Raw genomic sequence first — 13,119 nt, forward strand, 5'->3', positions numbered from 1 at the left:
TGCTTTGTGCACAGAGCGGGAGCCTTGGCTGGGCTTGCAGGTATGGTCTGCGGGTCCGGCGGTCAGCAGGGATGTTGACGCATCCCCGGTGGCCGCTCTCTTTGCATGAAGCCTTCGAATTTATTCCCGGGCGCTTACTAGCGCCCGCCTTGCGATCAGGGCGTCGTACTCACCTGCGCACTGCTCTCCAGCGATCTTGGCTCGGTCATAAGCCTGCGCCAGCTCTCGATTCGTAGCGACAGACCGGTCGAGCAGGTCGGAGAGCACCATGGCGGCGCGGGTGGCTGCCTGGCCTCTGGCGATAGCAGCGGTATCCGTGCCGGGGCAACTGACGGAGGCGACGATGTTGGCGCCTTCGTCGCGCAGCCGCTGGCCAGCAGCATTGGCGTCAGCAGCGCCAGCATCAGCAATCGTTCGTTCTTCTTGAGCATGGGCTCTCGCCTCCTCCTGCGCCGTGGCGCGTCGTTGTTCTTCCTTTCGCGCTGTCCGCTCGCCGATTACCTCAGCCAGACGGTCGCCGCTATCCCGTTTCGCCGACGCCTGGTCGGCCTCTGCCCGCTCCACCGCCCTGCCGTGCTGGTACATGCCCCAGTAGGACGCGAGCAGTGCCAGCAGGATCAACGATCTGATTGCCCACGACTTCATGCCAAGGCCCTCCGCACGCCCTCGTCGATGATCGCCGGCAGGTATGGGTTGCCGCCGTTTTCGTGGATGATGATGCTGACCACCATCCCGCGCAGCGTGGCCGGGTCCTTGATGTTGATCGGGTCAGTGGTGCGCACGCCAATTCGCTTGGCCACGGCCGAGGCATAGGCCTTGGTGTCGTTCTCGTTGCTCGGCGCCCAGCGGTTGATGGTCTCGAGCACGGTGTCGATGCCCTTCCCACCTACGCCGGGCATGCCGTCCTTGCCCCGGTAGTTGATGAGCAGCTTGCCCAAGGCACGAATGCCGTTCTCGGGCGTGTCGAAGATGGCGAAGCGGCCACCAGGTTCCTTGCCGATCTGGCCCTGCCAGTCGTTGCGCGGGTTGAAATCGATGTTGCCGGGGTTATTGTTGCGAATACCGCGTGCGGTCATGGGGTTTCTCCAGGCAAAAAAATACCGCCAAGCGGCGGTCGGTGGGTTCGGTGCGGGTCAGGCCGGCGGCGCGGGCCAGTCGATGCTGTTGGGGTAACCCTCCTGCTCGGGCAGACGGCTCAAGGTTATGCGGTAGCGCTTCCATTCCTTTAGCAGCGCGGCCTCTGCCTCGGTCGCCTCTTCAAGCTCGACGGCATCCTGCAGCGGGGCGATCGCCGCGTCCGCTGCCGCGCGGCGTTGCGCCAGGTCGGCCATCACCGCGACCAACAACTCCTCAGCGGCGGTCTGGGCCTTGGCCTCGGCCGTGATGACTTGGGACCAGTCGATCACGCCTGGCACGGCGGCCGGGCGGTCACCCAAGTCCATGCCCGGTAACTGCACTTGCCCATCCTGCGGGTAAAGGTCCACCGGGAACCGGGCCGCCTGAGGCGCATCGGCCGCGTGCGGCAGCATGAGGGTCAACACCAGATCGCCGTTGATACGCTCGACAGGCGCAATCACGAAATCACAGCCGACCGCCTCGGCGGGCAGGGTCGCGCCCTCGGCCAAGCGGGAGAAATCCAACGACACTGCGTTCACTTCCAGGCTGTCGCCGGATTTCACAACCGAGAGCCCAGCATCAGAACGAACTGGAGAAAGCTTGATAATCATTAGAACCACCTCCCGATGGCCTTCCAAGAGAAAACAACATCTGCCGTTGAAGAGATGTACAGCTGGAACGTCATCGTTCCGTTGGCTGTGTTCGCCCGATAAGGGACGCAGATAACCCGGTAAGAGCCGCCTGTCACACCACCGCTTAGTTCAACTGGAGCCGAACTGGCGAAGGCCACTGGCCAAGTGATTGTGAAGCCAGCCGCAGAGACGAAAACGGAAGTGACGATCGCCGTTGTGATGCCCCCGGTATAAGTCGCTTCTCCCCAGCAGATCATCGCCCCGCTGGCATATTTGATGTAATGCCCGTTTGCGTTGCTGCCCTGCTCAAGGATTGCGCCGGTGGGCGTTCCGCCGCTCTGGCTCACCGTGCCCGCGATATCGGCAACGGCTGCCGCTTTCAGGCCGAGCCCACTGCGGGCCAAGGCCGCCGTGTTGCCCCCGGTACCGGTAGATGGCAGAGAGATCACGCAGCAGCGTCCAGGCTTCAGAGCGACCTTGCAGGTTCATGTCGCACAGGAAACGCGGCTCCTGGCCGCCCAGGCCATTCGGCACCAGCTGGTCGCAGTACTGGGCGATGCGGTACATCTCCCACTTGTCGACCATCCACGACTTGATGCGCTTACCCAGGCCGAAACGGTCCTCGACACACAGGCCATAGGTCACGAAAGCAGGGTTGTTGGTCCAGGCCTGTTTGAAGGTGCCATCCCATACGCCAGAGTAGGTGCGCGTGATCGGGTCATAGTTGCTTGGCACCGGCCAGCGCTTGGCCTTGCACTTCACCGTCACCGCCGGAATGTTCTGGAATTGCTGGGCGTCGAATTCGATGTAGAGCAGCGCGGTGTTCGGATAGCGCAGTTTCTCGTCGATGATCTCGGTGTAGCCAGCGATGGTCATCGTGTCGGCCACGGTGCCGCTGTTGGCATTTGGTGTAATCCGGCGTACGCGCAGCATCCACCCAGAGGTATGGCGAAGAAGCGGCTCATGCTGCATCACCTGCTCGGCAGGCCATCGGAAATCATCGTGTTCGGCGGGCCCTGGCTCGACCGGACGCGCCTTTTGTTGCGTCACCGGGACGCGAAATGAAGCGGCTAGGCCGCAGGAGAAGTTAAATGGCGATCGAGAAAAAACGTGTTGAGGAGAAGAATGCGTCTTCCGATTGGAGAGTGCTGATGGTTCAGCACCCTCGCTCTGGGCACTACTACGCTGCGGGCTTCAAGCTCGGCCAGTAATGCTTAGGGTCAGGTTGTCCACGTAATGATCGTGCAGAGCTTTGTCGATGTTTTCGAAACTCTGGTTTTCAAATCGCGCAGGTCTTGAGCAATCGCTTGCGCGATCGGGTCATTTCCGTAAGACAGGCGGCGGCCAAGTACAGCTGCTGCGTTCAAGTTGAAAACGATTGCTGTCCGAAGCGCTTGCTCAAGATCGTTCAGTCGTTGCTCAACGGTTCTTTCGTTTGCCCCGTTGACTTCCTAGGTCATCATGCCCCAGTCCGTGGGCTTTCCGGCAACGGACAGGGGCGGTTCGTTGGGAGGAGCAACGCTACTACGGCGCCAAGCCCAGCGGTTACTGGGTTTCCATCCACACTGGATGTTCGGCCAGCTCGATGGGCCAAATTTGCATCCTTCGTTGGGATAGCGTGCTAGTGATGGTAAATTGCCGTCAATAATCACGACGGAGAGGCGGGATGCGAGGTCAGGTTTTAGACATTTCGACCCAAATTGAATCCTTGCTTGGCAAGCTTGGCGCATCAGGAAGGGGAATCCACGAAAGGCTTACGTCTGTAGAAGGTATGATAAGCGCCCCAATGGTGAAGAAAATCAGATGGATCGCAAGTGTGCGGAATAAGGCTGCGCATGAACCCAATTTCCATGTAGATTTTCCCGCGTTTCTCCAAGCTGGCGAGGACGTAATAAAATATCTAGGCGATCTCTTGGCCAAGACTACTGAGAGGGAGCGGGAGCGTCGAATGCCTCCGGAGCATGAAAAAGAGCCTGAGAAGAGTTGGGCTGACAAGACCGGCTGGGAACGAGCAGCAACTGTCGGGACCTACGTTGCTGCAGGAGCAGTTACATTGGGGCTTCTTTTCATAACATCCAAGTAACACCCTTAGGCTTTCCCGTAACGGACCGGGGCGGTTCGTTGGGGGGGGGCGCAACGCAACTAAGCCGCCAGCCTAGCCGGTTACTGAAGTCCCGTTCAGCCTGGATGGATGAACAGGCTGGCGCTTCTTGGCGAATCTAGGGACTATGCTTGTTTGACATCATCTAGGAAAGAGAATGGACCGCCCTTACCATGAACGTGATTGGATTGGCGTCGTCATGCATGTTTCGCATGCCGAATACCAACAGATTTCTCAGAGCTGGAGCTTCGAGCTTCCAAATGACAGACAGCCCTCAATCGTAAGCTTGCTAGCCTGCCAATATGTGGGATTCGTAGTAGATGGAAGCTGGCATGCTGTGGCCGAAATTAATTTTTGGAAATTTGGGGTAGGCGATGGTGGGCAAAAAATTGCTGATTTGTCTGCTATATCAGAGCGTACTTACAACCTTTCCATGACGCTTAAGAATGGAATCTCTCAAACTCTGTGGTTGACAGAGTTCCAGCGCCAAGCACTTCAAGCGGATTTAAGCACCAGCTGCCATTACCGACCGGTCGAAATAGCACCCGCATTGACTATGGAAGAAGCGTGCGCCTCTGTTGCAAGACGTTACGGCGTCTCAGCTGAGCAGGTAAATGTTGCGATCCACAGCAAAGCCCTCGCGCCTGCTTCGTAGATGGATGATTCGTAGGGGTAAGCTGCGATCTACTGTGCGCTAACTTACGACCGCAATAAGGAGGGATCACATGCGAATTCTGGTAGGCGCTCTCGGGCTGGTATTGCTGGCGGGGTGCAGTACTTCGGCTACCCCTGTTCAACAAGCCGAACTCGTGCCGAAAGATGAGCTCTACGCATATCAAGCCGCTCCCGCAGGCACCAGCGGATCTCTAACCGTAGTCAGGGATTCAGGAGCACTGGGGTCAGGCTGCGACATAGTTGTTTACGTAGAAGGCAGAAAGTCGGCCAAGGTTGGGCCAGGTCAACGAGCGACATTCTATCTGCCGCCTGGTCAGCCGAATCTTGGGATCGGTTTGTCTGGTTCTGGCCTCTGCGGAGGCATGGCGGTCAGATCAATCACTGCCCGAGTCGAGCCCGGCAAGGAAAGCTTCTACCGCATCAGTGGAGACATGAGCGGTGTCTACATAGGCCCCTACATCGACTACAACTGACAAGCCGTCTTCGGGCGGTTTTTTATTATCCGGAGAAAGCTATGACTGCGGTTTTGATGAGTAGTCGCATGACTACAATCAAGTTGTCTGGGGCGCTTGCTAAGAAATTCGGCAGGATCCATCAGCGGCTTATCGATAGCGGAACTGTGAAGGAGGTCTTTTCGGCCTTGAAGGCTACCCTTCCCGGGTTCGAAGAAGAGATCAGGAGGCTCGACTCAAAAGGTTTGCGGTTTGCTATCTTCCGGAATGGCAAAAACATTGGACAAAAAGACTTTGAACGAAGCGGCAGCCAAGAAGTACGAATTGTTCCAGTCATCAGAGGCAGCAAGCGAGCAGGCGTGCTTCAGACGATTATTGGTGTGGTCATGATCGTGGCCGGTGCCTTTTTGTCAGCTACGCCGTTCGGTGCGCCACTGATGAGCGCTGGTATTGGATTGGTCGCCGGCGGCGTCATCCAGATGCTTAGCCCACAGGCCAAGGGCCTTTCCCAAAGCGCCGCATCAGAGAACCTGCCGTCTTACGCCTTTGGCAGCGCCAAGAACACCACTGCAAGTGGCAATCCAGTCCCGATCTGCATCGGCGAGCGCCGCTGGGGCGGGGCGATCATCTCGGCCTCGATTGAGGCGCACGACAAGACGTAACGACGTTTCAGCCCCTGAACACCTTGCTCCGTGATTTCCATCATTGGAGCAGTTCAGATGCCTAAGATTGTCGTATCAGTTGCCATCAAGATTTCGGGAAAAATGTCGCAGAAGGGCGCGGATTTCGTGGGCATGGTGGGCGTATCCACTGTGTGTGCGGTCATTATTTTAGTTGCTTTTTCACTGACGTTTCTTGATTAGTTGAAATTAAAGAAAACCGCCTCCAGGCGGTTTTTTATTGCCCGGAGGAAAGCATGGGCGCAGCAGCTCACCTGGACATCACCGGCGCCAAGGGCGGTGAGAGCAACCCGAAAACTCCTGTCGAGGCACCGGACAGCCTGCAGTCGACAAACATCGCCAAGATCCTGTTGGCCGTGGGCGAGGGCGAATTCGATGGCACGCCGACTGATCGCGATATCTACCTAGACAACACCCCAATCGCGGACTCCAGCGGCAACGTGAACTTCCCAGGTGTGAAATGGGAATGGCGCCCAGGCTCCGTTGAGCAAGATTACATCCAGGGCATCCCGGCGGTTGAAAACGAGACCACCGTCAATGTCGAGCTCCGCAGTGACAACGCGTTCACCCGCGCGCTAAGCAATACCCAACTTTCCGCCGTGCGTGTACGGATGTCCTGGCCGCGCCTGGCCAAGCAGGACAGCAGCGGCAACACCAACGGTTATCGCATCGAGTACGCCATCGATATCGCCACTGACGGCGGGGCGTACGTTGCGGCTCACCTGGGCGCCGTGGACGGCAAGACCACCAATGGGTACCAGCGCTCCGTGCGTGTGAACCTGCCGGCGGCTACCAGTCTTCGCCGATCACGCCGTACACCGTGATGGTGTCCGAGGTGTTCTCGACGGCCGCCTGGATCGCGGGGTTCCATTTATCGAGCGCGCGCGGGCTCATCTCGCTGCGCAGGCCGCGAGACTGGATCTTGTGTTTCATGGATTACTCCCGAGATTTACTTTTCCGGCTGTTGAAGCCAGTTCATCAGTGCGGCCCTTGCGGCCTGACCATCGTCTTGCTTGCCCAGCTGGTCCAGCGGCACCAGGTTCGACTGAACCGTCAGAACGTCACCGCCTGGCATGTGAGGCATGTTGTCTTTTCGCCGCCCTTCGTTGCGGGTGATGAAGCCGTTCTGGGCCATCGTGCTGAGGTACGCCGCACGCCCAGAGCTGTCGGCCCGCAGGAACGCTTCGAGCGAGAACTCCGAATAGAAGTTGATCCGGTCTACCGCCGTCATGCACCACTTGTTCACGCACTGCTCGATCGGCGCCGTGAAGGACATGATGCAGTAGGTGAGGAACGCGATCTGCTGTTGTTCCAGGCCGGTCCCCCAGTTACTGCCCTTGTCGGTCTTCATCACCATCCAAGGCGGGACGCCGAACCATCGACAAATCTCCTCGATGCTGTGCCCTCTCGACTCCAGCAGCTGCGCGTCAGCGGGGTTGATGCCGATCATCTCCGGCTTCACGCCTTGCTCAAGCACAGGACTCTTGCCAGCGTTCAGCGCCCCGGAGATGGTCTTGACGTACTCACGAAACTCTACGCGCTGGGCCGGGTTCAGTGTCTTGTCCACCGAAAACGCGACCGTAGGCATCATGCCGTTGCGGAAAGTGCTGTTGGCCGCGTCGTCTGCCGACATCGCCGAGCCAAACACATCCGCGCCGTAGCGAATGGCCGAAAGGCCAATCCGGCCGTCCAAGGTAAAGGCCGGGATATGCAGCATGTTCTGCCGCACAATCTCCCGACGCGCGCCCTTGCGTGGCCTGAAGAAGTATCTCAGCCGGCCGTCATCATCGAACTCGAGGTCGACTCGGGACGGCATCAGGAAGTCCAGCGCAATGACGCGACCTGCAGATCGGTGAATCTCGCAGTAAGCATTCCCCCACAGCAGCATCGAGGCAACGACTGCTTGCCAGAAATGGAAGGCGGCCATGTCCTCGTTGGGGCTGGTGTGCACCACGTCGTACAGCGGGAAGTCCCGTGCACTCTCTCGACTGCCATCAGGCATCCGCCGGTAGATGCTCAGGGGCAAGCCCGCAACCGAGGTGGAGATGATGCGGACGCAGGCCCACACCGTGGAAAGCCGCATCGCCTTGTCGACACTGACCGTTTTTCCGCTACTGGACTGAGCCCCGAGAAACGCGCCCCAGAAGCCGCCATCTGACAGCTTGATGCTCCTGCCCAACCATTCGCTCATGCTGGCTGATGGCTTGGCGGCCGCAGCCCCCAAAGCCTGGGATAAGGTTTTAATCACTGGTCAGCCCTCGGCGAAGGAAACCAGCGATGCAGAAGAAGCTCACTGCTCCTGCAATCAAGGCCCAGCCAGTACCGGCCAAAACCCATACCCCAGCACATGCCAGGAAGAAAGCCACCAGAGCGCAGGCGATGAAAATGTAAAGTGCGTTCATGCGATCAGTGGGTCCCGAATGCCAGCCATGAAGTTGTCCATTCCCCCGCGCCCCTCAGGATTGAGGCTGATCAGTGAAACGGCGTTGAATGTAGCCATCAGCGGGTCGATCTTGGCCGTGCCCGAGGCTTGCTTGGTGATCAAGAAGGCGTTGGCCGACGGCACCCCTTTGGCGTTTCCGCACGACCAGGCCATGAGCGGCTGGCCGCAATGCAAAAGGGTTCCCTCAGCGAGCTTGCGCTCCGTCGTCTTGATCGCGCCGGTAAGTTTCCAGCCTTGGGAGATGCCAACGATCTTGTCCTCTTCGACACCAGCGTCGGCCAGGGCGTCGAGAACAGAGCCAATCCCCGCCGGGTCGAGCCCGACCTTGTCCAGCAAGCCGGTCTCGTTGATACGGGCGACGATGGCTGCGAACTGCTCCACGTCCTCACCGATGCGCTTCACGATGGTCAGGTCGCCAACCGCCTCAAGATCCTTTAGCCGCGGGGCTTCGGACTTGCGACGCTCGAGGACCGACGGGTGGGCCCAAGCGTGAGCCCAGTGGAACCAACGGCGGGTGCTCGCTTCCCGGCCGACGACGGCAAGCCCAAGCAAGTCGTCGAGCCCTCCTCCATCACCACCCACATCGATGACTTCGCACCGCTCAAGGATTTCATTTAGGTTGAGCCAAGTGGCTGCCTGTGGCTCCCAAAATTCGGCACCGACCCAGGCATCAGACATCAAGGCCAGGCCGATCTCGATGTTGAGGTGCTTGGCCAGGAAACCACGCAGCTCCGCCTCCCCGTCGATCTCCGCCTGCATGAACAAGCGCTCAAGCGTTGGGCGGTCGACTGAGAACCCCATATTGGGATTCACCAGGTGGAAGTTCTCTGGCTTACGGGCATCACCGCTGTCGATCATCTCCTTGGAGAATTCGTAGATGATCGGCAGGAAGCGATTGTCGTTGATGCGGCCATCACGCACGCCGCGCGCATAGTTCAGCTTCGACCGGAATACCCCAGCGGGCGGTTCGTTCGACTGCGTGGTCAACCAGATAACGAAGCCTTCGGGCCTGGACAGCAGGCCGCCGGTGGCCTCCCGAATCATGTCGGCTGCTTTCGGGTTCTTGCCGAACAGCCAGGCCTCATCGATCAGTACGCCCACGGCCTTTTTGCCGCCCACCACGTCGCTGTCAGCGGCGACGACCTTCAGCGTGGCGCCGGTCTCCCGATGGGTGATCAACCGAAGGTGTGGCTGCACATGCAGCAGATCCTTCAACTCGTCATCGTTGTTGACCATGTCCTTCGCCGGGACGAAGGCGTTGTCGGCAATTTCCTTGGTCGGCGCGAGGATGATGAACTCGGCCGACATCCGCCAATTGCGCACCAGGGCTGTCAGCATGATCGCGGCGGCGATGGTCGACTTGCTGTTTTTTTTCGGTATGCAAAGCATGAACTCCCGAATCAGGCGTTCACCGGTCTCGCTGTTGTAGCTGCCGAACACGGCCCCAGCGAAAGCCAAGACCCATGGGGCACAGGCGCTTTCGATAGTTGGACTGCCTGGGGCATCGACAATGCGAAGCCCCTTGAAAACCTCGAGGCTTTCTTCTGCCTCTTGGGGAAAGAGCGGTTCGGGGATGATGGATTCGCTGGCAGCCAGACGCCGCCACCAGTCAGGGCAGGCAGTGGTCCAAAGCATGTGTCACCCCTTGACGACTGTGAGGGGCGCGTGGGGTCGGAGGCGGTCTAGATAGATGAGAATCCCTAGCTTTTGACCCCCCTACCCCTTTCGCAGCACGTCACTGGCGTGCCTGTATGGCGCCCCGTGGGGTTTCGACGATCCGCTGACACCTCAACCACTCAGCCCCGCCGCCTCCTCGGCCTGCTTGACGGAGTCGTGACAAGGCTTGCAGAGACCCTGCCAGTTGGTCTGATCCCAGAAGAGAACCATGTCTCCACGGTGAGCAATGATGTGGTCGACAACCCTGGCCGCAGTTGTGCGGCCGTTCCGCTCGCAGTAGACGCACAGCGGGTTGTCGCGCAGGTATTGCTCTCTGGCCTTCTGCCATTTGTAGTCGTAGCCGCGCTGGGAGCTAGTCATTCCGCTCCGCCAACTTCCTGGGCTCACCAGCTTGACCCGCGACCCTGCGCTCTCCTTGATGCGAGGGCCTAACGTCTTGAGCCTGGCCATCAGCCTTGAGCCTTGCGGGAAAGGAACAAATCGGAGTAGCCGCGAAGCTTTTCGACTCCCATGAAACCGACAGCGCCACCTGCAAAGGTGGCCATGCCTTGCGGCAATCCCATCCATTCAAGCAGCGGCACCAAGGCCAGTGTGATTAGGCCGCAGAGCGCGCCCTCCAGCATCATCTGCCGGCGAGTGCCGCCGCCATAGACCACCCTAAGGGCAGCGATCGCTACCGACAGGCCAGCAGCATACATCTGAGGCTGGTGAGCCAGCGCCCAGGCGAGCACAGCGGCCCACAAGCCAGGATCCTTCTCGGGCATGTTTGGCATCTCGATTCCTCCCGTTGCGGGGAGCGGAAATGAAAAAGCCCCGGCGATCACCAGGGCTTTAAATGAAAAGCCCGCTATCGCGGGCTCGGATGAGCCTCAAAAGGCTCGAATCAGCGCAACTATTAGGCTGGAGACTATACCGGCACCGACATCTTGACTCGTTTTCAGAACCGCACTGTCTAGTGTTTTCATCCCGGTAACCTCCTTCGTAGATTCATCCGCTACGCTCGGCTCATGCACTTTCGCATACATCAGATTCGATATGAACAGCAGTATCAACCCTATTGCTACGATGCCGGCTAAGACTCCAACCTGGATGGGCGTTGCGACCGCTCCGGAGAGAAGATTCGTCACTCCTCAACACGCGCAGGAATAACAGGATGGGGATAATCTCGCTCAATCGCTCACAGTTGTCAACTGCTTAGAGCGAAAGATTTCTTCACCGAATTCGCCTCGTAGTGCTTCACGAGCCAGTCCAACGTGTTTGAAGTAGACCCCCGTAGGCCGCGTGTCAGGCTCTTCATCAAAGTCACCAACACCATCAGCAACATGCATTTTTTCTGCGGCCATAGTACGTTCATAATGTCGCCTGAAGATCTTACGAGCTTCGGCTTGGCTCTTCACGCCTAGCTCTAACATATCACTTAAGAGTTCCGAATAGTTTTCAAATTCCGCTCGATTCGCACGCGGATAAATCTCGGAAAGGATCAAAGCCAAATTGTCAACATTCAGATCACTATCATCGACAAGATCATAATCAGTAGAGACTAATACATTGCCCTTATATGCATCCCGCTCATCTAAAACTCGTTGAATCTCCAAATCGACGGTTTCCAAAAGTGCAGAAACTCGATTAATAGACCGCCTAATCGGATGGGGCACCCCTGACTCTTGTTTATACTGAAGCTTATGTGATGCTGCGGCCCAAATGTGCTGAGCCATGGTTCTAACTTGAAATTCCAGAGTAAAGCCTCCAAACCCGGACCAAGTGGGCACAGAGAGCCAGGTAGCAGGAATTTTTAACAGATAGTGATGCGATTGATATCCGAACTCAGACTCTCCCAAACGCTCACCGGTGTCTTCCGAGGAAATCAGCTCGAAATTTTGAGACAAAATTGTGCGCACGGCATCCAAGTCTTTTTTGAAAAGCAAAATAACTCGTATTCCAATTAAATCAGTCAAATCATGAATCGATGATAAAACCATGCGCTTACGATCAAGTTTCTCAGCAATAGAGGCCCAGGCTTTGACCCTACTCTCAATCGGGACACCGAGTGCCACACCGCTTTTTTGAAATAGCTCTAACAGCTCTGCGATTACAGCATTTTTTAGCCTCTCCGCGCGAGGCAGAACGTCCTGATAACCAGTGCGTAAAGTCTCCAAATCTTGCATGTCTCACCCTCCCATAACTGATTGACATCCTCTCATTTGTGCCCCAAAGAGGTCTAGAAGCAATCCTTCCGCAATCAAGATAGTTTCAACTTGGGCAAGCGCTTCGGCCACCATCTCGTCAAGCGTGTTTTTGATCCCCGCCCGCCAGCGGCGCCTTGTTGGCTCCGAAGTTCCATTCAAATCCCAGGTGTTCATGTCGTAGAAGATGTCGGGCAGAACAATCAGGTCATCGGCAAGCGCCTCTGCCTTCTTCCGCTCAGCCTGACCAGCCGCCAGCGCAGCATTGACTAGGTTGTTGCGACGCCACTCTGGCGCGTTCAGCGGAATCTCCACCGACACGGAGCGCGGGCCTTTCCGGCGAGCCCCTTTCAACTTAGGCACAGCCCAGGCCGTGACCGCCTTGTAGATGAACAGCTGCGGCGCTGGGCTGGCGATCAGTGGCGCAATGGACGAGATGCCCTGCAGCTTCTTCCCCTTGCTGGTGGCATACTTGGCATTAAGCGCCTGCCAGTGCCGAGGAATCAACAAGTGGTGCAGTCGAGCGGACAGCCAGTAGTCCACCTGAGCCCGATCAAAACCACCCGACTGCCCTCCGAGTGAAGCCAGGCAACCGCCCTCTTCCTCTGCCGCTTTGTAGAGCTTCTGCCAGGCCTGCCCCTTCGCGGCGCCCTTTTCACCAGCCGCCAAAGCCGCCACCACTGCACCCGATACGCTGTTGTAGATCATGTCCTTCCCCCTCAATCACCGGTGTAGTTGGTGCCTCCGGCGCCGCGCCGGTTGCTTCCCTGATATGTCCCCTCAGGCCCGGATGCTTGAGGGTTCTTCAATTGCTCGATCTGCCGGAGCGCTGCCCGAAGCCGCATGCTGAGCTGGGTCACCAGCTCATCCAGGGCCAGGGCATCACCAGTTGCAGCCGCCACCCACCCCGAGGCGTTGCAGTAGTCGCATGGCAGTTCGTGAAACACGCCCTGAGTGACCGCTCTCCCACGGCACAAAGGGCATTCATCCAAATCAATTACGGCCTTCTTGAAAGCCGGGCCGTGGCTCTTCCTCATGCGTTGGACGCCTTGACCCAGCGCCGCACCGACAGCTCGCACCCCATCTTCAAACAGACCCCGTTGGCCATTCCCCGATGGGTTGCCCGACGCCTACAGCCGCAGTTGCAGCGCCGCCGTGAC

Annotated in this window: 15 protein-coding genes and 3 pseudogenes; 6 read left to right on the plus strand and 12 right to left on the minus strand. The window is 58.1% G+C overall.

Annotated features, from left to right (window positions below; genetic code table 11):
- Positions 1-120: 120 nt before the first annotated feature.
- The 4 genes and pseudogenes from C4Q26_RS01615 to C4Q26_RS01630 all read right to left on the minus strand — a co-directional run.
- Positions 121-645 carry a DUF2514 domain-containing protein gene (locus C4Q26_RS01615; RefSeq protein ID WP_104882607.1) on the minus strand — a complete coding sequence of 175 codons (525 nt, stop codon included), beginning with the start codon at positions 643-645 and terminating at the stop codon, positions 121-123.
- Positions 642-1,076, minus strand: coding sequence for a structural protein P5 (locus tag C4Q26_RS01620; RefSeq protein WP_104882608.1), 435 nt, complete (start codon positions 1,074-1,076; stop codon positions 642-644). Before C4Q26_RS01620 ends, C4Q26_RS01615 begins: the two co-directional genes overlap by 4 nt.
- A gap of 57 nt (positions 1,077-1,133) precedes the next feature.
- On the minus strand, positions 1,134-1,679 hold the full coding sequence (locus tag C4Q26_RS01625) for a tail fiber assembly protein (RefSeq protein WP_256583353.1): 546 nt from the start codon (positions 1,677-1,679) through the stop codon (positions 1,134-1,136).
- Positions 1,680-2,174: 495 nt separating this feature from the next.
- Positions 2,175-2,693 (minus strand): annotated as a pseudogene (locus C4Q26_RS01630) (host specificity protein); the annotation flags it as partial.
- An 18-nt stretch (positions 2,694-2,711) separates the two neighbouring features.
- Here C4Q26_RS01630 and C4Q26_RS01635 point away from each other — a divergent pair.
- The 6 genes and pseudogenes from C4Q26_RS01635 to C4Q26_RS01655 form a co-directional block, all read left to right on the plus strand.
- Positions 2,712-2,813: pseudogene (locus tag C4Q26_RS01635) on the plus strand (phage tail protein); the annotation flags it as partial.
- Positions 2,814-3,414: 601 nt separating this feature from the next.
- On the plus strand, positions 3,415-3,831 hold the full coding sequence (locus tag C4Q26_RS01640; protein ID WP_104882609.1) for a hypothetical protein: 417 nt from the start codon (positions 3,415-3,417) through the stop codon (positions 3,829-3,831).
- 175 nt (positions 3,832-4,006) lie between these two features.
- Entirely contained in the window at positions 4,007-4,504 is a 498-nt protein-coding gene (locus C4Q26_RS27800) for a hypothetical protein (protein WP_158664872.1), read from the plus strand.
- A gap of 561 nt (positions 4,505-5,065) precedes the next feature.
- Positions 5,066-5,638 (plus strand): tail assembly protein, encoded by a 573-nt coding sequence (locus C4Q26_RS01650; RefSeq protein WP_256583354.1) that lies wholly within the window; start codon positions 5,066-5,068, stop codon positions 5,636-5,638.
- Positions 5,639-5,695: 57 nt separating this feature from the next.
- Positions 5,696-5,839: a hypothetical protein gene (locus tag C4Q26_RS27805; RefSeq protein WP_158664873.1), complete on the plus strand. Its 144-nt coding sequence runs from the start codon at positions 5,696-5,698 to the stop codon at positions 5,837-5,839.
- Between the two features lie 53 nt (positions 5,840-5,892).
- A pseudogene (locus C4Q26_RS01655) lies at positions 5,893-6,477 on the plus strand (host specificity protein); the annotation flags it as partial.
- Here C4Q26_RS01655 and C4Q26_RS01660 read toward each other — a convergent pair.
- From C4Q26_RS01660 to C4Q26_RS01700, 8 genes are all read right to left on the minus strand, one after another.
- Entirely contained in the window at positions 6,446-6,589 is a 144-nt protein-coding gene (locus C4Q26_RS01660) for a hypothetical protein (protein WP_256583355.1), read from the minus strand. The pseudogene C4Q26_RS01655 and the gene C4Q26_RS01660 overlap by 32 nt on opposite strands.
- Before the next feature lie 16 nt (positions 6,590-6,605).
- A complete protein-coding gene (locus tag C4Q26_RS01665) occupies positions 6,606-7,904 on the minus strand; it encodes a phage portal protein (protein ID WP_104882612.1) in 1,299 nt (432 codons plus the stop codon).
- Positions 7,905-8,054: 150 nt separating this feature from the next.
- Entirely contained in the window at positions 8,055-9,734 is a 1,680-nt protein-coding gene (locus tag C4Q26_RS01670; RefSeq protein WP_104882613.1) for a terminase large subunit, read from the minus strand.
- A 153-nt stretch (positions 9,735-9,887) separates the two neighbouring features.
- Positions 9,888-10,226 (minus strand): HNH endonuclease, encoded by a 339-nt coding sequence (locus tag C4Q26_RS01675; RefSeq protein WP_104882614.1) that lies wholly within the window; start codon positions 10,224-10,226, stop codon positions 9,888-9,890.
- Complete coding sequence (locus C4Q26_RS01680) at positions 10,226-10,549, minus strand: phage holin, lambda family (RefSeq protein WP_104882615.1); 324 nt, start codon at positions 10,547-10,549, stop codon at positions 10,226-10,228. The genes C4Q26_RS01675 and C4Q26_RS01680 overlap by 1 nt, the downstream gene beginning before the upstream one ends.
- A 396-nt stretch (positions 10,550-10,945) precedes the next feature.
- Positions 10,946-11,941 carry a GTP pyrophosphokinase family protein gene (locus C4Q26_RS01690; protein ID WP_104882617.1) on the minus strand — a complete coding sequence of 332 codons (996 nt, stop codon included), beginning with the start codon at positions 11,939-11,941 and terminating at the stop codon, positions 10,946-10,948.
- 3 nt (positions 11,942-11,944) lie between these two features.
- Positions 11,945-12,667 carry a hypothetical protein gene (locus tag C4Q26_RS01695; RefSeq protein WP_104882618.1) on the minus strand — a complete coding sequence of 241 codons (723 nt, stop codon included), beginning with the start codon at positions 12,665-12,667 and terminating at the stop codon, positions 11,945-11,947.
- Positions 12,668-12,678: 11 nt separating this feature from the next.
- Positions 12,679-12,996 carry a hypothetical protein gene (locus C4Q26_RS01700; RefSeq protein ID WP_104882619.1) on the minus strand — a complete coding sequence of 106 codons (318 nt, stop codon included), beginning with the start codon at positions 12,994-12,996 and terminating at the stop codon, positions 12,679-12,681.
- Positions 12,997-13,119: the final 123 nt, after the last annotated feature.

Origin of the sequence: Pseudomonas sp. SWI44 (genome assembly GCF_002947915.1) — a bacterium.
GTDB classification, from domain to species: Bacteria; Pseudomonadota; Gammaproteobacteria; order Pseudomonadales; family Pseudomonadaceae; genus Aquipseudomonas; species Aquipseudomonas taiwanensis.